Annotated in this window: 17 protein-coding genes; 7 read left to right on the forward strand and 10 right to left on the reverse strand. The window is 71.1% G+C overall.

Annotated elements, in window-relative coordinates; genetic code table 11:
- Window positions 1-37: 37 nt before the first annotated feature.
- Genes arc through ABC138_RS05340 form a run of 3 tightly spaced genes read right to left on the reverse strand, consistent with a single transcriptional unit; the run spans window position 38 to window position 3,884 of the window.
- The gene (gene arc / locus ABC138_RS05330; protein WP_345912947.1) at window positions 38-1,699 is read right to left on the reverse strand and encodes a proteasome ATPase; all 1,662 of its coding nucleotides are present in this window, start codon (window positions 1,697-1,699) and stop codon (window positions 38-40) included.
- 44 nt (window positions 1,700-1,743) lie between these two features.
- Window positions 1,744-2,766, reverse strand: coding sequence for a tRNA (adenine-N1)-methyltransferase (locus ABC138_RS05335; RefSeq protein ID WP_345912948.1), 1,023 nt, complete (start codon window positions 2,764-2,766; stop codon window positions 1,744-1,746).
- 11 nt (window positions 2,767-2,777) lie between these two features.
- Window positions 2,778-3,884, reverse strand: coding sequence for a site-2 protease family protein (locus ABC138_RS05340; protein ID WP_345912949.1), 1,107 nt, complete (start codon window positions 3,882-3,884; stop codon window positions 2,778-2,780).
- Between the two features lie 148 nt (window positions 3,885-4,032).
- Between ABC138_RS05340 and metH the strand changes: the two genes are divergently transcribed.
- Window positions 4,033-7,683: a methionine synthase gene (gene metH / locus ABC138_RS05345; protein ID WP_345912959.1), complete on the forward strand. Its 3,651-nt coding sequence runs from the start codon at window positions 4,033-4,035 to the stop codon at window positions 7,681-7,683.
- A complete protein-coding gene (locus tag ABC138_RS05350) occupies window positions 7,680-8,501 on the forward strand; it encodes a PD-(D/E)XK nuclease family protein (RefSeq protein ID WP_068324058.1) in 822 nt (273 codons plus the stop codon). The genes metH and ABC138_RS05350 overlap by 4 nt, the downstream gene beginning before the upstream one ends.
- On the opposite strand, the gene ABC138_RS05355 is transcribed toward ABC138_RS05350, so the two are convergent.
- On the reverse strand, window positions 8,498-9,223 hold the full coding sequence (locus ABC138_RS05355) for an HAD family phosphatase (RefSeq protein ID WP_345912950.1): 726 nt from the start codon (window positions 9,221-9,223) through the stop codon (window positions 8,498-8,500). The genes ABC138_RS05350 and ABC138_RS05355 overlap by 4 nt on opposite strands.
- Window positions 9,224-9,727: 504 nt before the next feature.
- On the opposite strand from ABC138_RS05355, the gene ABC138_RS05360 reads away from it, so the two are divergent.
- Entirely contained in the window at window positions 9,728-9,865 is a 138-nt protein-coding gene (locus tag ABC138_RS05360) for a hypothetical protein (protein WP_345912951.1), read from the forward strand.
- Window positions 9,866-9,926: 61 nt separating this feature from the next.
- The gene (locus ABC138_RS05365) at window positions 9,927-10,784 is read left to right on the forward strand and encodes a PAC2 family protein (protein WP_068324047.1); all 858 of its coding nucleotides are present in this window, start codon (window positions 9,927-9,929) and stop codon (window positions 10,782-10,784) included.
- Window positions 10,785-10,846: 62 nt separating this feature from the next.
- Here the strand turns inward: ABC138_RS05365 and mshC are convergent, their stop codons facing one another.
- The 4 genes from mshC to ABC138_RS05385 are packed head-to-tail and all read right to left on the reverse strand — an operon-like array spanning window position 10,847 to window position 14,145.
- The gene (gene mshC, locus ABC138_RS05370; RefSeq protein ID WP_345912952.1) at window positions 10,847-12,088 is read right to left on the reverse strand and encodes a cysteine--1-D-myo-inosityl 2-amino-2-deoxy-alpha-D-glucopyranoside ligase; all 1,242 of its coding nucleotides are present in this window, start codon (window positions 12,086-12,088) and stop codon (window positions 10,847-10,849) included.
- Window positions 12,089-12,111: 23 nt separating this feature from the next.
- A complete protein-coding gene (locus ABC138_RS05375; protein ID WP_345912953.1) occupies window positions 12,112-12,900 on the reverse strand; it encodes an SCO1664 family protein in 789 nt (262 codons plus the stop codon).
- 4 nt (window positions 12,901-12,904) lie between these two features.
- Window positions 12,905-13,432: a DUF3090 domain-containing protein gene (locus ABC138_RS05380; RefSeq protein WP_345912954.1), complete on the reverse strand. Its 528-nt coding sequence runs from the start codon at window positions 13,430-13,432 to the stop codon at window positions 12,905-12,907.
- Window positions 13,429-14,145 carry an MSMEG_4193 family putative phosphomutase gene (locus tag ABC138_RS05385; protein WP_345912955.1) on the reverse strand — a complete coding sequence of 239 codons (717 nt, stop codon included), beginning with the start codon at window positions 14,143-14,145 and terminating at the stop codon, window positions 13,429-13,431. Before ABC138_RS05385 ends, ABC138_RS05380 begins: the two co-directional genes overlap by 4 nt.
- A gap of 37 nt (window positions 14,146-14,182) precedes the next feature.
- Here ABC138_RS05385 and ABC138_RS05390 point away from each other — a divergent pair, with 37 nt between their 5' ends.
- Window positions 14,183-15,211, forward strand: coding sequence for a magnesium and cobalt transport protein CorA (locus ABC138_RS05390; RefSeq protein ID WP_068421428.1), 1,029 nt, complete (start codon window positions 14,183-14,185; stop codon window positions 15,209-15,211).
- A 22-nt stretch (window positions 15,212-15,233) separates the two neighbouring features.
- On the opposite strand, the gene ABC138_RS05395 is transcribed toward ABC138_RS05390, so the two are convergent.
- Window positions 15,234-15,590, reverse strand: a complete 357-nt coding sequence (locus ABC138_RS05395; protein ID WP_068421425.1) for a primosomal protein — start codon at window positions 15,588-15,590, stop codon at window positions 15,234-15,236.
- Window positions 15,591-15,620: 30 nt separating this feature from the next.
- Between ABC138_RS05395 and ABC138_RS05400 the strand changes: the two genes are divergently transcribed.
- Entirely contained in the window at window positions 15,621-15,821 is a 201-nt protein-coding gene (locus tag ABC138_RS05400) for a DUF5703 family protein (RefSeq protein ID WP_345912956.1), read from the forward strand.
- Window position 15,822: 1 nt separating this feature from the next.
- Here the strand turns inward: ABC138_RS05400 and ABC138_RS05405 are convergent, their stop codons facing one another.
- On the reverse strand, window positions 15,823-17,148 hold the full coding sequence (locus tag ABC138_RS05405; RefSeq protein WP_345912957.1) for a M20/M25/M40 family metallo-hydrolase: 1,326 nt from the start codon (window positions 17,146-17,148) through the stop codon (window positions 15,823-15,825).
- Window positions 17,149-17,568: 420 nt separating this feature from the next.
- On the opposite strand from ABC138_RS05405, the gene ABC138_RS05410 reads away from it, so the two are divergent.
- Entirely contained in the window at window positions 17,569-18,129 is a 561-nt protein-coding gene (locus tag ABC138_RS05410) for a hypothetical protein (protein WP_345912958.1), read from the forward strand.
- Window positions 18,130-18,143: the final 14 nt, after the last annotated feature.

The following is an 18,143-nucleotide window of genomic DNA, read 5'->3' on the forward strand; positions in this document are numbered from 1 at the left end:
CCACCTCATCGGGTGAGCGACCTGCGGCCCGCTCGGCTCAGAGATACTGGCCGGTCCGCGAGCCCGTGTCGATCGAGCGCCCCGGCTCGGCAGCGCCGGTCTTGCCGCCGATGAGCGTGCGGATGTAGACGATCCGCTCGCCCTTCTTGCCCGAGATCTTCGCCCAGTCGTCCGGGTTGGTCGTGTTGGGCAGGTCCTCGTTCTCCTTGAACTCGGCGATGCATGCGTCGAGGAGATGCTCGACGCGCAGGCCCTCGACCTGCGTGCCGAGGAAGTCCTTGATCGCCGCCTTCTTCGCCCGGTCGACGATGTTCTGGATCATCGCCCCGGAGTTGAAGTCCTTGAAGTAGAGGACCTCCTTGTCGCCACCCTGGTAGGTGACCTCGAGGAACTGGTTCTCCGCCGACTCCGCGTACATCCGCTCGACGACGGCCTCGATCATGCCGTCGACGGTGGCCTGCGCGTCACCGTCGTGCTCCTCGAGGTCCTCGGGGTGCAGCGGCAGGTCGGGGGTCAGGTACTTGCTGAAGATGTCGCGCGCACCCTCGGCGTCGGGGCGCTCGATCTTGATCTTCACGTCGAGGCGTCCGGGGCGCAGGATGGCCGGGTCGATCATGTCCTCACGGTTGGTCGCCCCGATGACGATGACGTTGTCCAGGCCCTCGACGCCGTCGATCTCCGCAAGCAGCTGAGGCACGATCGTCGTCTCCACGTCGGAGGAGACGCCCGAGCCGCGGGTGCGGAAGAGGCTGTCCATCTCGTCGAAGAAGACGACGACGGGCGTGCCGTCGCTCGACTTCTCGCGGGCGCGGTGGAAGATCAGCCGGATGTGCCGCTCGGTCTCGCCGACGTACTTGTTGAGCAGCTCCGGTCCCTTGATGTTGAGGAAGTACGCGGTGGCACTCTCCTGACCGGTGCGCTCGGCGACCTTGCGCGCCAACGACGCCGCGACCGCCTTGGCGATCATCGTCTTGCCGTTGCCGGGAGGGCCGTAGAGCAGGACCCCCTTCGGCGCCTTGAGCTTGTGGCGCTCGTAGAGCTCCGCGTGCAGATAGGGCAGCTCGACGCTGTCGCGGATCGCCTCGATCTGCGCGCTCAGGCCCCCGATGTCGTCGTAGCCGAGGTCGGGGACCTCCTCGAGCACGAGGTCGGCGACCTCTGCCCGCGGGATCCGCTCGACCGCGATGTTGCTGCGCTGGTCCACGAGCACGGCGTCACCGACGCGCACCTGCTTGCCGGTCACCCGGGAGCCGCGACGCACGACGCGCTCCTCGTCCTGGCGCATGAGCACGAGCAGCCGGTCCTCGTCGAGGACCTCCTTGACGACGACCACCTCGCCGGCGACGTCCTCCGCGTGCACGGACACGACGTTCATCGCCTCGTTGAGGCGCACCTCGCGGCCGACACCGAGCTCGGCCGCCTCGACCGCCGGGGAGACGGCGACGTGCATCTTGCGGCCGCCGGAGAGCACGTCGACCGTGCTGTCCTCCGCGTGGACGTCGACGATCACCGCGTACGACGAAGGGGGCTGGGCCAGTCGCTCGATCTCCTCACGGAGCGTGACGATCTGCTGGCGCGCGTCCTTGAGGGTGCGCACGAGGCGCTCGTTCTGCGAGGCGACGCTCGCCATCTGCGACTTCTGCTGGGTCAGCTTGTCCTGCAGGGCGCGTGCATCCTGGGGGCTGGGTTCGGTGGTCATCGGCAGTGCTCCCTTCGGCTCTCCCCCAGTCTCCCCCTTCCGGCTCAGCGGGGCGAAGGGGGGACCACGCCTCGGGCGAGCTTGCGCATCTTCTTCTCCGACGCGACGCGCTCACCGAGCGCCTCGGGGGTCCACTCGGCGTCGTCCGCGCCGGGCTGCGGCTCGGCCGGCGGAGCGTCCGGCTCGCCGCCCTCCTCCTGCGCGGCGTAGCCCTTGCCGGGACGGCGCTTGCGCATCGGCGGGGTGACGCCGGGGGCCAGGCGGCGGGTCGTGATGAGGAACCCGGTGTGGCCGTGCATGCGGTGCTGCGGGCGGACGGCGAGCCCCTCGAGGTGCCAGCCGCGCACGAGCGACTCCCACGCCTCCGGCTCGGTGAAGGTCCCGAAGTCGCGCATGGCCTCGGCGACCTTGCTCAGCTGGGTGGCCGTGGCGACGTAGCAGATGAGCACGCCGCCGGGCGCGAGCGCCTCGGCGACGACCTCGAGGCACTCCCACGGGGCGAGCATGTCCAGGACGACCCGGTCGACGGTGCCGGGCTCGACCGCGTCGGGCAGCGACTCGACGAGGTCACCGACGGTGACGGTCCAGGCCGGGTGGTCCTCGCCGAAGAAGGCGCGAGCGTTCGCCCTGGCGATCTCCGCGAAGTCGGCGCGGCGCTCGAAGGAGTGGACCGCGCCGCTCTCCCCCACCGCGCGCAGCAGCGACATCGACAGGGCGCCGGAACCCACCCCGGCCTCGACGACGGTCGCGCCGGGGAAGACGTCGGCCATCGTCACGATCTGGCCGGCGTCCTTGGGGTAGACGACCGCCGCACCACGGGGCATCGACATGACGTAGTCGGACAGCAGCGGCCGCAGGGCCAGGTACTCGGTCCCGGCGGTGTTGGTGATCGTGGAGCCGTCGGGCGACCCGATGAGGTCGTCGTGCTTCACGTGCCCCCGGTGGGTGTGGAACTGCTTGCCCGGGGTCAGGGTGATCGTGTGCATCCGGCCCTTGGGGTCGGTGAGCTGCACCCGGTCCCCCTCACGGAAGGGGCCGCGGCGGTAGGCGGATCCGGTGGCGGTCATGGTGCGCGAGTCTAGTTGCGCGCGAGGGCGGCGTTGACCCGCTCGACCCGGACGATGCCCCGCAGGACTCCCCCTTCGCTCACCGCGACGACCCGCGAGCGCGACTCCTGGAAGGCGGTGACGAGCTCCATCGCCTCCCGTCCGGGAGTCAGGTCCACCGCCCAGCCGTCGGGGCCCCGGGTGGTGACCGCGGAGACGGGCGTGGAGTCGATCGCGCCCGGGGGGACGGCCCGCAGTGCGTCGTGGTCGATGAGGCCGACCGGGGCTCCGTGCGCGTCGACGACGACGGGCAGGGCGCGAAGGGAGGACAGCTCGCCGACCGGACGATCGGCCGCGATGGCCGCGACCGGCTCGAGGAGCGCGGGCACGTCGAGCCCGCCGACGACGCCGAGTGCGCGGCCGTGACCGATCGCCTGGGTCGCCCCCGACCAGAGGAAGGAGGCGACGAGCGCGGTCCACAGGATCGTCGTGAGGTCCGGGGACTGGCCGCGCACCAGGGGGACGCCGACGACCGCCACGACGACGGCGATGACGAGCCCGCGGCCCAGGTATCCCGCGACGACCCGGGCACGCCCCTGGTCCTTGGTGACCCCCCACACGACGGCCTCCACGACCTGGCCGCCGTCGAGCGGCAGTCCGGGCAGCATGTTGAGCACCGCGAGCGCGCCGTTGACGAAGGCGATGCCCCCGATGACGCTGGCCGTCAGCCCCGAGCCCAGCACGGCCGAGACGCCGAAGCAGACGACGGCGACGACCGCGTTGCTCAACGGCCCGACCACGGCGATGGCCGCCGCGGTCAGCGGCGTCGCCCGCGACGCCTCGAAGGCGGTGTGCCCGCCCCAGAGGTCCGCCACCACCCGGTGCACCGTGTGGCCGAAGGAGCGGGCGGTCACCGCGTGGGCCGCCTCGTGGACGAGGACGCTCGCCAGCAGGGCGAGGGCGTAGACGACCGCGACGGAGTACCCGGTCACGGCGCCGTAGGTCCGCGCGGTCGACGGGCCCACGAGGAAGACGACGAGCGCGCCCATGAGCAGCCAGGACCAGCCGAGGTAGACCGGGACCGACGAGATCGTGGCCAGGCGGATGCCCCTGGGGTGGTCCTGCGGTGTCTCGGCCATGCCCAGACCCTAGGCGAGCGGACCGGATGGTGATAATGGCAGTTGTCCACCACGCCCTCTGCGACAGGATCATCTGGTGACCGACACCGCCATCCGCCCCGACGCCACCCCCGTCCTCGAGGAGGCGCTCCGCGAGCGCGTCCTCATCATGGACGGGGCGATGGGGACGATGATCCAGCGGCAGGGGCTGTCGGAGGAGGAGTTCCGCGGGGAGCGTTTCGCCGACTGGGGCAGCGACCTCAGGGGCAACAACGACCTGCTCGTCCTGACCCAGCCCGAGCTGATCACCGGCCTGCACCGCGAGTACCTCGAGGCCGGCGCGGACCTCATCGAGACCAACACCTTCAACGCCCAGCGCATCTCCATGGCCGACTACGGCATGGAGGACCTCGCCCGGGAGATGAACGTCGAGGCCGCGCGCCTCGCCCGCGCGGCCGCCGACGAGTACATGGCCAAGGACCCCTCACGGCCGCGGTGGGTCATGGGCGCGCTCGGCCCGACCAACCGGACCGCGTCCATCTCCCCCGACGTCAACGACCCGGGCAAGCGCAATGTCACCTTCGACGAGCTCGTCGCCGCCTACCTCGAGCAGGCCGAGGGCCTCGTCGAGGGTGGCGTCGATGTGCTCATCATCGAGACGATCTTCGACACGCTGAACGCCAAGGCCGCGATCTTCGCGCTCGAGACGCTCTTCGAGCAGCACGGCCGGCGCTGGCCGGTCATCGTCTCCGGCACGATCACCGACGCCTCCGGACGCACCCTCACCGGGCAGACGACCGAGGCCTTCTGGAACTCCGTGCGCCACGCCCGCCCGCTGGCCGTCGGCCTCAACTGCGCGCTCGGCGCGGAGGAGCTGCGGCAGTACGTCGCCGAGATGGGCCGGGTCGCCGACACCTTCATCTCCGCGTACCCCAACGCCGGCCTGCCCAACGCCTTCGGCGAGTACGACCAGGACCCCGAGTACATGGCCTCGCTCGTCGCGGAGTTCGCGACGTCGGGCCTGGTCAACCTGCTCGGTGGGTGCTGCGGCTCCACCCCGGAGCACATCGCGGCGATCGCGAAGGGGGCGGCCGCCGCCTCCCCGCACGTCCCGGTCGAGGTCGAGCCGGCCCTGCGCCTCTCCGGCCTGGAGCCCTTCAATGTCACTGGTGACTCGCTCTTCGTCAACGTCGGCGAGCGGACCAATGTCACGGGCTCCGCGAGGTTCCGCAAGCTCATCGAGGCCGACGACTACCCGGCCGCGCTGGCGGTCGCCGCCCAGCAGGTGGAGAGCGGCGCGCAGGTCATCGACATCAACATGGACGAGGGCATGCTCGACGGCGTCGCCGCCATGGGCACCTTCGTCAACCTCGTCGGCTCCGAGCCGGACATCTCGCGGGTCCCGCTGATGATCGACTCGAGCAAGTGGGAGGTCATCGAGACCGGCCTGAAGCGCACCCAGGGCAAGCCGATCGTCAACTCGATCTCGATGAAGGAGGGCGTCGAGCCCTTCGTCGAGCAGGCCCGCCTGTGCCGCAAGTACGGCGCGGCGATCGTCGTCATGGGCTTCGACGAGGAGGGCCAGGCCGACAACCTCGAGCGCCGCAAGGAGATCGCGCAGCGGGCCTACACGATCCTCACCGAGGAGGTCGGCTACCCGGCTGAGGACATCGTCTTCGACCCCAACATCTTCGCCCTGGCGACGGGCATCGAGGAGCACGCCGCCTACGGCACCGACTTCATCGAGGCGACCCGCTGGATCAAGGACAACCTGCCGCACGTCCTCGTCTCGGGCGGTGTCTCCAACGTCTCCTTCAGCTTCCGCGGCAACAACCCGGTCCGCGAGGCGATCCACTCGGTCTTCCTGTACCACGCCATCAACGCGGGCATGGACATGGGCATCGTCAACGCCGGCGCCCTGGTCCCCTACGACACCCTCGACGCCGACCTGCGCGAGCGGATCGAGGACGTCGTGCTCAACCGGCACCCGGACTCCACCGAACGCCTGCTCGAGATCGCCGAGCAGCACCGCGGCAACGGCGAGAAGGTCGAGGAAGCCACGCAGGAGTGGCGCGGGTTCCCCCTTCGCGAACGCATCACGCACTCCCTCGTCAAGGGGATCGATACCTGGGTCGTCGAGGACACCGAGGCGCTGCGCCAGGAGATCGAGGCCGCGGGTGGCCAGCCGCTGGAGGTCATCGAGGGTCCCCTCATGGACGGGATGGGGGTCGTGGGCGACCTCTTCGGCGAGGGCAAGATGTTCCTCCCGCAGGTCGTGAAGTCCGCACGCGTCATGAAGAAGGCCGTCGCGCACCTCATCCCCTACATCGAGGCGTCGAAGCAGCCCGGCGACCAGTCCCGGTCCAAGGGCCTGATCGTCATGGCCACCGTCAAGGGCGACGTGCACGACATCGGCAAGAACATCGTCGGCGTGGTCCTGCAGTGCAACAACTACGACGTCATCGACCTCGGCGTCATGGTCCCGACGCAGAAGATCCTCGAGACGGCCAAGGAGCACGACGCCGACGTCATCGGCCTGTCCGGGCTCATCACGCCCTCGCTCGACGAGATGGTCGGGGTGGCCTCCGAGATGCAGCGGCAGGGCTTCGACATCCCGCTGCTGCTCGGCGGGGCGACGACCTCGCGCGCGCACACCGCCGTCAAGGTCGACCAGCAGTACGAGGGGCCGGTCATCTGGGTCAAGGACGCGTCGCGCTCCGTGCCGGTCGTCAGCCAGCTGCTGAGCGCCACCGGCAAGACCAAACTGCTCGACGAGGTCGCCGCCGACTACGAGGCGCTGCGGCGCCGGCACGCCGCCAAGCGCGATGACCGGCCGATGCTCACCTACGAGGAGGCGGCCGCCGCGCGCACCCCGATCGACTGGGGCGCCGAGCAGCCCCACCTCGCCGGGATCACCCCGACGCGGCTCGTCTTCGAGGACTACGACCTCGCCGAGCTGCGCGAGTACTTCGACTGGCAGCCCTTCTTCAACGCCTGGGAGCTCAAGGGCTCCTTCCCCGACATCCTCAACAACCCGGCCACGGGTGAGGTCGCGCGCAAGCTCTACGACGAGGCCCAGGTGATGCTGGACCGGATCATCGAGGAGAAGTGGCTCACGGCGAAGGGCGTCATGGGCCTCTTCCCCGCCAACTCCGTCGGCGACGACATCGAGATCTACACCGACGAGTCGCGCTCCGAGGTCGCCCACACCCTGCACATGCTCCGCCAGCAGGGCAAGCACCGCGCCGGTGTGCCCAACCGCAGCCTCGCCGACTTCGTCGCCCCCAAGGAGACCGGCATCAAGGACTGGATGGGCGCCTTCGCCGTCACCGGTGGCATCGGCGCCCAGGAGAAGATCGCCGAGTTCAAGGCCGACCACGACGACTACAACGCGATCCTGCTCGAGGCGCTGGCCGACCGCTTCGCCGAGGCCTTCGCCGAGCGGCTGCACGAGCGGGTGCGCACCGAGTTCTGGGGGTACGCGCCGGACGAGTCCCTCGACAACAAGGAGCTCATCAAGGAGACCTACGACGGCATCCGCCCGGCACCGGGCTACCCGGCATGCCCCGACCACACCGAGAAGAAGACGCTGTGGTCGCTCCTCGACGTCGACGAGATCGGCATCGAGCTCACCGAGGGCATGGCGATGTGGCCGGGGGCTGCCGTGTCCGGCTGGTACCTCGGCCACCCGGACAGCCAGTACTTCGTCGTGGGTCGCCTCGGCAAGGACCAGGTCGAGGACTACGCCGAGCGCAAGGGCTGGACGATGCGCGAGGCCGAGCGCTGGCTCGGACCCAACCTCGGCTACTCCACCGAGTGAGGGCGGCGCTCTCCCCGTCGCGAGCGGCCGACTTCAAGCAGTGCCCGCTGAAGTTCCGCTTCCGCACGATCGACCGCCTCGACGAGGCTCCCTCGCCGGCAGCGGCACGCGGGACGCTCGTGCACGCCGTGCTCGAGGAGATCTTCGAGCTGCCGGCGGCCGAGCGCACCCCCGAGGCGGCGCGTGCGCTCGTCCCCGGCCGCTGGGCGGCCCTCGTCGACGAGCGGCCGGAGCTCGCCGACATGCTGGCGGACGACGCGACGCTCACCGAGGAGGCGTGGTTCGCCGCGGCCGAGCAGCTCGTCGACCGATGGTTCACCCTCGAGGACCCATCGAGGCTCGAGCCTGCTCAACGTGAGGTCAAGGTCGAGACCGAGGTCGAGGGCCTGGTGCTGCGCGGCATCATCGACCGGGTCGACATCGCGCCCACCGGCCAGGTGCGGGTCGTCGACTACAAAACGGGCCGCACGCCGGGGCCGGGCTTCGAGGGCAAGGCCCTCTTCCAGATGAAGTTCTACGGCCTGGTGCTCTGGCGCCGCACCGGGCGTGTCCCCGACCTGCTGCAGCTGGTCTACCTCAAGGACGGCACGATCATCCGGTACGTCCCGGACGAGGCCGACCTCCTCGCGCTCGAGCGCAACGTCCGTGCCGTGTGGGGCGCGATCGAGCAGGCCGTCGCCGCCCGGGACTTCCGGCCCAACCCGTCCCGGCTGTGCGGGTGGTGCGACTTCAAGCCCCTCTGCCCCGCCTTCGGGGGCACCCCACCCGAGCTGCCCGAGACGATCGAGATCATCACCCCGGAGACTGCATTGCCCTAGGGGAATGCGGGTTCGGCCGGCGTCGCGAGGCGCGCGAGCGGCAGCAGGTCGAAGGGGGTGACCCCGGCCAGTCCCGGCACCGGCACGGCCCCCGGGATCTCGGGGATCTCGACGTGGTGCGGGATGGCGAGCGTGGGGACGCCGGCGGCGACCGCCGAGCGGACGCCGGTCGGCGAGTCCTCGAGGGCCACGCAGCCGGCGGCCTCGACCCCGAGCTCGCGCAGGGCCCGCTCGTAGGGCTCCGGGTGCGGCTTGCCGTGCGTCACCAGGTCGCCCGTCACCACCACCGCGAAGGACCCCGGCTCGGTCGCGTCGACGACGGCTCGCGCGAGGTCGGTCCAGGACATCGTCACCAGGGCGCAGGGCACGCCCTCCGCACGACAGGCGGCGAGCAGCTCTCGCGCGCCGGGTCGCCACGGCACCGCCGCCGCGATCTGGTCGACGACGCGCGACTGCAGGCGCAGCACGACCTCCTCGGCCGGCAGGTCGACCGGCGAGTTGTCGAGGATGAACTGCGCGGACACGAGCAGCGGGTTGCCGACGAGCTGCAGCCCCAGCTCGTGGGTCCACGTCCCGCCGAACTCCTCGACGAGCTCGTGCTCGGCGAGCATCCAGTAGGGCTCGGTGTCGACGAGGGTGCCGTCCATGTCCCACAGGACGGCCGTCGGGGTGCGTGGCGGGCCGCCGGCCTGCTGGCCTGACGGGAGTGTCGAATCGGACATGTTCAGGATGTTCTCCTCACAGCGGCTTGCGACCATCCGCACCCAGTATGCGGTGGCCGGTTCGTGCCTGCCTGACCTGCCACCGTTGCCCTCCGGCGGGTGCCCGAGGATGATGGAAGGTCGGACCTCTACCCGGTGCCCGGCTCGAAGGGAGTTCGGCGATGATCCTCGTGGTTGGTGCGTCAGGAGAGCTGGGGAGCCGCGTCGTCCAGCGGCTGCGTGAGGGTGACCATCCGGTCCGGTGTCTGGTCCGTCCGGGCACCGAGGCGCCGCGACTTCGTGAGTGGGGCGCCGACGTCGTCCGCGGGGACCTCGCCGATCCCGCGAGCCTCGCGGTGGCGTGCGAGGGGGTGCACACCGTGGTGGCGTCGGCCACCGCGATCGCCAGGGTGCTCGCGGGCAGCAAGCATCCCAGCATCCACGAAGCGGACGAGCTTGGGATGGCGTCGCTGGTCGAGGCCGCAGAGAACGCTGGCGTCGAGAGGTTCGTCTACCAGCCCCGCGATGGCGACGATCCTCGGCACCGGGTTGATGCAGGACCTCCGGCCGGTGACGTGGGACGACGGCCCGCTCCGCGAGCGGGGCATCACGCCGCGCTCGGCCAGCGACTGGATCCGGGAGCAGGCGAGGACCGCGGGGTGAGGCGCTCCCCTTCGCCTCGGTGCCCACCAGCCCTCGCTGGGGCCGACGTAGGCTGACCGATGTGATCGAGATCGAGGACCTGCCCGAGCTGCACGACCCGGTGATGATCTGTGCCTTCGAGGGCTGGAACGACGCGGGCGAGGCCGCCTCCCGTGTCATCGAGCACCTCGCGGACATCTGGGACGCCGAGACGGTCGCGGCCATCGACCCGGAGGACTACTACGACTTCCAGGTCACGCGCCCGCGCGTGACCAACCAGGGCATGGGCCGAGGCATCCACTGGAACACCACGCGGATCCTGCTCGCCTCCCCCGACAGCCTCGGCCGCGACGTCCTGCTCGTCACCGGCATCGAGCCCTCCTTCCGCTGGCGGGCCTTCACCACCGAGATCCTCGACCTCGCCGCGGCCAACGGCGTGGGCACGGTCATCACGCTCGGTGCCCTCCTCGCGGACGTCGCCCACACCCGCCCCATCCCCATCACGTGCTCGACGGACGACGAGGCCACCGCCTACACCTACGAGCTCGAGCCCTCGCGCTACGAGGGGCCGACCGGCATCACCGGCGTCGTGGCCGACGGCGCGACCCAGGCCGAGATGGTCTCCGTCGCCGTCTGGGCGGCGGTGCCGCACTACGCCGCCCAGGTGCCCTGCCCCAAGGCCTCGCTCGCGCTGCTCATCCAGCTCGAGGACCTGCTCGACACCGTCATCGAGCACGGCGACCTCGAGGAGGAGTCCCGCGCGTGGGAGCGCGGGGTCGACGAGCTGGCGAGCACCGACGAGGAGGTCGCCGAGTACGTCTCCGCGCTCGAGAGCGCCCAGGACACCAGCGAGCTGCCGGAGGCGAGCGGGGACGCGATCGCCAAGGAGTTCGAGCGCTACCTGCGCCGCCGCGGCGACGAGACCAACGGGCCGAGCTGACCCCCTTCGCTCGGGTCGAGGTGGTACCGACCGGCTAGACGGTCGGTACCACCTCGAGCCGGCTACAGGCGGATGCCCAGGAGCGCGTCGACCGCACGCGCGAGCTCGCCGGGGGCCGCGCGCACCGTGCCCTCGGCGGACAGGGACTCCCGGCACCACGCGTCGACGGCCCGCAGCGCGGTGGGCGCGTCGAGGTCGTCGGCCAGGGCCGCACGCACGGCGGCGATCGTCGCGCAGGCGTCGGGCCCACCGTCGGTGGACATCCCCGAGCGCCACAGGTCGAGCCGCTCCTGGCCGGCCGTCAGCACCTCGTCGGTCCACTCCCACTCGCCGCGGTAGTGGTGGTCGAGCAGGACGAGCCGGATCGCCATCGGGTCGACGCCCTCGGTGCGCAGCGTCGAGACGCGCACGAGGTTGCCCTTGGACTTGCTCATCTTCTCGCCGTCGTAGGCGACCATCGCCTGGTGCGCGGTGTGCCGGGCGAAGGGCCGCTCCTCCGTGAGCGCCTCGGCCTGCACCACGGACATCTCGTGGTGAGGGAAGACGAGGTCAGTGCCCCCACCCTGCACGTCCAAGTGGTCACCGAGGTGCTCCATGGCGATGGCCGTGCACTCGATGTGCCAGCCCGGGCGTCCGCGGCCGAGACCGCCTGCCTCCCAGGCCGGCTCGCCGTCGCGCTCCCCGCGCCACAGCAAGGGGTCGAGGGGGTCGCGCTTGCCGGGCCGCTGGGGGTCGCCCCCGCGCTCGGCCGAATAGACGAGCATCGTGTCGCGGTCGAGGTGGCTGAGCTCGCCGAGCCCACCGGCCGCCGCGAGGTCGAGGTAGGTGTCACGCGCCCCGTCCTCGACGACCTCGTAGGTCACGCCGCGCTCCACGAGGGCCTGCACCGAGGCGATGATCGTCGGCATCGACTCCATGACACCCATGAAGTGGTCCGGCGGGATGACCCCGAGCGCGGTCATGTCCTCGAGGAAGAGCGCGATCTGCGCCTGCCCGAGCTCGCGCCAGTCGAGGGCGTCGCGGGCCGCGCGCTCGAAGAGCGGGTCGTCGACGTCCGTGACGTTCTGCACGTAGACCACCTCGCGGCCACCGTCACGCAGCGCGCGCCCGACGAGGTCGAAGGTCACGTAGGTCGCGGCGTGGCCCATGTGCGTCGTGTCGTACGGGGTGACACCGCAGACGTAGACGCGCGCGGGACCCTCGGGCTCGACCGGTGCCACGGCCTCCCTGGCGACGTCGTACAGACGAAGGGCGATGGGCTCACCGGGGACAACGGGCAGGGAAGGGGTCGGCCAGGCTCTCACGCGGACAGCCTACGAGGTGCCTGTCACAGCGGCGGCCACGGGATCGAGGGCCAGCCGTGGGTCGGCCCCGGGTGGGTGCCGGTGGCGAGCAGGTGCTCGACCCGCTCGCGCAGGGCGTCCACCTCGAGCGGGGTGAGCAGCAGGCCGAGCTCGGCCCCCACCTCCGGCTCGTCGAGGGCCTCCGTCAGCCGGTGCAGCCGCTCGACGTCCGCCGCCGGGATGGGCTCACCGGCCCAGCCCCACAGCACGGTCCGCAGCTTGGGGTCGGCGTGCAGCCCGACGCCGTGGTCGATGCCCCACAGCCGTCCGTCGTGCTCGAGGATGTGGCCGCCCTTGCGGTCGGAGTTGTTGAGCACGGCGTCGAGCACGGCCATGGACCGCAGGCGGGGGTCGTCGGGATGGGAGAGCACGAGTGGGGCACCCCCTGCGTCCTCGCCCTCCAGGACCACGAGGTGCCCGGCGGGGACGTCATCAGGTGGCGTGACCGTGACGGGGCTCGGGCACAGGCTGCTCGCCTCGCCGATCCACCGCTGCACCGAGCCCGGGCCGACGGGTCCGTCCCGCCAGACCGTCTCCGGCACGAGCCCGAAACCACCGAGGTCGTCGATGTGCCAGGCCGCCACCTCGCGGGCCGCGAGTGAGCCGTCGGGGAAGTCCCACAGCTCGCGCTCGCCGTCGACAGGCTTGTAGGCGACGGTGACCGGGACGACGCCGGGGGCACGGACCTCGGCGACGAGCACGACATTGCTGGCCAGCGGGTGCCGACCGAGGACGACGAGCTCCCCGTCACCGAGCGAAGGGGGCGACGTCACCTCGTCAGCGCTTGTAGCCATTGGCTCGGGGGCAGATGTGGCCGTCCGGGTCGAGCGGACCGCCGCAGAAGGGGCAGGAGGGGCGGCCGGCCCGCACGATCGTCTCGCAGCGACGGGCGAAGGCCCGTGCCTGCGCCGGCGGGAGGGAGACGCGCATCGACTTCCGCTCCCCCGTCGGGCCCTCGTCCTCGGGCTCGTCGGGATCGTGGTCGTGCGCCTCGATGACGACGACGTGACGCTCCTCGTCCCAGGACAGCGCCAACGCGCTCACCCGGAAGTCCTCCGAGATCGGGGTGTCCAGGGGGGCGTTGTCCGCGGCCTCCGCGGCGGCCGCGACCGTGGCCTCGAGACCCGCGACCTGGTCGAGCAGCTCTCCGATGCGCTCGGCGAGGATCTGCGCGTGCAGCTTCTCGAGGGAGATCTGCAGACGGCGCGTGCTGTCGCTGGCCTGGAGGAAGAAGGCGCGCTGCCCGGGCGGGCCCACGGTGCCCAGCACGAAGCGCTCCGGGGGGTCGAAGTCGACGACGATCATGACGTCGACCCTAGTCCCGCTCCGCCCCCGACCGCCGCGTCCCCGCTCGCCGGGGTGTCCCCCTTCGGCCGCGGCGGGGTCAGTACGGAGCTGCCGGTGTCGTTGCTGCGCAGCAGCATCGGCCGCGTCGACGTGTACCGGACGACCGAGATGGACGCCGGGTCGACGTGCAGGCGCTGGAAGTCGTCGAGGGGAGTCGCGACGGCCTCGGCGAGGATCGCCTTGATGACGTCACCGTGGCTCACCGCGGCCCACACCGCGTGCTCGCCGTGCTCGGCCGTCACCGCCGCGTCGATCTCCCGCACCGCCGCGACCGCGCGTGCGGCCATCGCAGCGATCGACTCGCCGACGTGGGTCTCGCCGTCGGGGAAGGTGGCCTCGCTCGGGCGGTCCTGCACGACCCGCCACAGCGGCTCGTCCACGAGGTCCTTGAGCGCGCGGCCGGTCCACGAGCCGTACCGGCACTCGCCGAGGCCCTCGTGGACCTGCGCGGTGAGTCCGTGGGCGGCGAGCAGCGGGTCCGCGGTCTCGCGGCAGCGTTGCAGTGGGCTGGTCGCCAGGTGGACGACAGCGGTCTCCCCCAGGCGCGTCACCAGCCGCTCGGCCTGCTCCCGCCCGGTCTCGTCGAGGGCGACGCCCTCGGTCCACCCCGCGAGGACCCCCTGGGTGTTGGCGGTCGAGCGCCCGTGCCGGATGAGGATGCAGTACGCCACGGCCCCCACCCTAGGCCTCGCCTGACAGGATGCTGCGGTGATCGTCGACCAGGCCCGGTACCGCGACGGGCAGCGCCTGCCCTGCGAGGACATCAGCGACACCCTCGCCGAGATCCGCTCCCGTCGGGGCGGGCTCGTGGCGGGCGAGGACGAGGACTTCCTGTGGATCGGCATGCGGGACCCCTCGAGCGAGAGCTTCGCGCGGGTCTCCGAGGAGCTCGGCCTCCACCCGCTCGCCATCGAGGACTCGGTGACGGGCGACCAGCGGCCCAAGGTCGAGCGCTACGGCGACGGGCACTTCGTCGTGCTGCGGCCCCTGCGATACATCGAGGAGACCTCCGACGTCGAGTCCGGAGAGATCATGGTCTTCATCGGGCCCGACTACATCGTGACGATCCGGCGCGGCGAGGCCAGCCCGCTCGCCGGGCTGCGCACCCGTCTCGAGCAGCACGACCGGGAGTCCTTGCGGCACGGCCCGTGGGGCGTCTTCCACGCGATCATCGACTTCGTCGTCGACCAGTACCTCGAGATCGAGGACGAGATCCAGACCGACCTCGATGACATCGAGACGGGGGTCTTCTCACCCGACGACGGCCGGGTGTCGACGGAGGAGATCTACGCGCTCAAGCGAGAGGTGCTCGAGTTCAAGCGGGCGGCGCTGCCGCTGGCCAGGCCCCTGTCGCACCTCGTCGGCACCACCACTCCCCTGCCCACCGAGGAGCTGCGCCTGCGCTTCCGTGACGTCAACGACCACCTGTCGCTCGTCATCGACAACACCGAGTCCCAGGACCGGTTGCTCTCGGACGTGCTCAGCGCCCATCTGGCGCAGGTCGGCGTGCAGCAGAACCAGGACATGCGCAAGATCTCCGCGTGGGCCGCGATGCTCGCCTTCCCGACGATGATCGCCGGCGTCTACGGCATGAACTTCGAGGGCATGCCCGAGCTGTCGGCGACCGCGCTCATCGGCGGCCGAGAGATCCACTACGGCTACCCGACCGCCGTGCTGGCCATGGTGCTCGTGTGCGTCGGGCTGTACCGGCTCTTCCGCCGCTCCGGCTGGCTCTGAGCCAGGCTCGGGGAGACGCCGCTCAGCGGCGCGAGTCCTCCGCGTCGTACTCCTCGTCGTCCAGGCCCGAGTAGGACTGCTCGTCCTCGTCGTCGTCGTAGTCGTCATCCGACGAGTCGTTGTCCGAGTCGTCGTCGGACCCGTCGTCCTCTTCGTCCTCGTCGACCATGAACTGCTCGTCGACGACCACGAGGGGCGTCATCTCCCCCGTCGCGTCGTGGAGGGCGTCGTCGTAGGCCTCGAAGGCATCGGCGAGGTCCTCGTAGGCGGCGACGACGGTGGGGTCATCCTCGCCACGGCGCTGGGCCGAGGCCTCGAGGTGACGCTCGAAGGCGGCGATCAGCTGGTTCAGTGCGGGGCGCGGGTCGCTCATGGGCATGACGGTATCCCATGGGCCACAATGACATCGATGCCCGAGTACGAGTTCCGCACCATCCACTTCCCGCGGGGTGCCGCGCGTGCCGCGATCCGTCAGGAGCTGACCGATCACGCCGAGTACGGCCACTGGGAGCTGCACCGCACCGTCGTCTACATCGACGGGATGCAGAAGGCCTGGTTACGTCGCAAGATCATCCGCGTGCCGCGCCCGCCGGCGCTGCCCAACCGCTGAGTCAGCAGTCCTCGACGAGGCGCCAGAGCACCCGGGCGCCGAACTCGAGGGACTCCAGCGGGACCCGCTCGTCGATCCCGTGGAACATCGGCGCGAAGTCGAGGTCGGCGGGCAGGCGCAGGGGCGCGAACCCGTAGCCGGTCACCCCCATCGTCGACAGGGCCTTGTTGTCCGTGCCGCCCGAGAGGCAGTACGGCAGGATCGTCGCCTCCGGGTCCTCGGCGAGGAGGGCTGCGCGCATCCGGTCGACCAGCTCGCCCTCGAAGGGCGCGTCGAGGGAGATGTCCTTGTGGTCGACGACGACCTCGACGTGCTCCCCCGCCAGGTCGCGGATGGTCTGCATGAGCTCGTCCTCGTGCCCGGGCAGGAAGCGGCAGTCGAGAGCGGCGGACGCCGACTGCGGGACGACATTGTGCTTGTAGCCGGCCTCGAGCATCGTCACGTTGGCCGTGTCCTGGAGCGCGCCGCGGACGAATCCCGCTGCGGGACCGATGCGCTCGAGCAGCGCCTCGGCGTCCTCGTCGCTGTACCCGACGCCGGTGAGGTCGGCGAGACCGTCAAGGAGGCCGCGCACGGAGACGATGAACTCACGGGGCCACTTGTGCGCGTTGATCCGCGAGATGGCCTCGGCGAGATGGACGATCGGGTTGTCGGACGTGGGGACCGAGCCGTGGCCGGCCGTGCCCCTGGCCTCGAGGTGGAGCCAGGCGATGCCCTTCTCCGCGGTCTGGAGGAGGTAGGCGCGGCGAGGCTCTCCCTTCGCGTCCTCGACGGTGACGCTGTACCCGCCGACCTCGCTGATCGCCTCGGTGACGCCCTCGAAGACCTCCGGGTGCTCCCGCACCATGAACTGGCTGCCGAGGACTCCCCCGGCCTCCTCGTCGGCGAAGAAGACGAACAGGAGGTCGCGCGGCGGGACCGTCCCCGTCCGCGCGAGGTGGCGGACGGTCGCGAGCATCATCGCGACCATGTCCTTCATGTCGACCGCGCCGCGACCCCAGAGGCAGCCGTCGCGTTCCAGGCCGTCGAAGGGGGGGACGCTCCAGTCCTCGGCGTTGGCGGGCACGACGTCGAGGTGCCCGTGGATGCACAGGGCGCCCCGGTCGCGGTCGGCGCCGGCGATGCGCACGCTCACGGTGGTGCGACCGGGCTCGGACTCGAAGACCTGCGGCTCCAGCCCCACCTCGCGCAGCTGCGCGACGACGTAGTCGGCCGCCTCGCGCTCCCCCGGACCCTCCTGGCCGGGGCCGTAGTTGCTCGTGTCGATGCGCAGCAGGTCGCGGCAGATCCCCACGACCTCCTGCTCGGGCGCGCTGACTTCGCTCATGCCCGCAGGGTAGTGCTCGTGACCGGTGACCGGTGGCCGTGCCTACGCGGAGTCGCTCGCCCCGCGGATGACCACGCTGTTGCGTCATCGACCCCGCGCCGGAAGCATCAGCAGCATGGACATGTCCCAGGTCTGGCCGGGCCTCGCCACCTCGACCCAGACGTGGCTCATCGAGCACAACGGCGAACCGCTTCCCGGTGACATCTTGAGCGAGATCTTGACTGTCACTGCAGGACAGCGAGACCCGCGCTGGTGGGCGGGGGGGATCCCGTGAGGGGGAGACCCAGCTGACCGACGAGGCCGTCGACTGGATCGACGAGACCGCCAACGGCGAGTAGCAGACAGTCCGCGCGTGGTTCCCGGGGAGATGACGGCGTGTCGGTCCACTGTGACGCGGGTCATCGAACATATGATCGAGTCATGTCAGTGGGGGACGTGCAGTACCGCGATCGGGGCCTCGTGACGGGCCTGCGGGACGCGGTGCGCGCGCTGCTGTACACGGATGAGTCCACGGCCTGGCAGGCCGCTGACGGGCAGATCGCGGACGCGTTGTCGGCGATCGGGCAGGCGCGTCAGTTGCTGGAGTCGGCCGAGGTCGCGCTGGTCGCCGAGGGCATCTGCCGGGGCCTGCCGGGCGAGTCGTCGTGGTCGGCGCACGACTGGGTCGGGGTCAACGAAGGGCGCCGCGCGCCCCGCCCCTCGACCCAGCACGTCGCGCAGGTGGTGCGGGTGGCATCGGCAGGCCCGGCCACGCAGGAGGTGCGGGCCGCGGTCTCCGAGGGCCGTCTGCCGTTGGGCAAGGCCGACCAGCTGGTGCGCTTCCACGAGTCGGTGCGCCGGGTCGCCGACCCGGTCCTCCTCGAGGAGGACCTGGGGATCCTGCTGGGGGTCGCCCGTGACGAGGTGCTGACCTCCGGCCCGGGAGGGCGGGTCACCGACCGGGTCGGCGGGTTGGACGGGGGTGTCAGATTGTCTGTGTAAGGGGCGGGTCTCCT

The sequence above is a fragment of the Janibacter sp. LM genome, assembly GCF_039631275.1.
GTDB classification, from domain to species: domain Bacteria; phylum Actinomycetota; class Actinomycetes; order Actinomycetales; family Dermatophilaceae; genus Janibacter; species Janibacter terrae.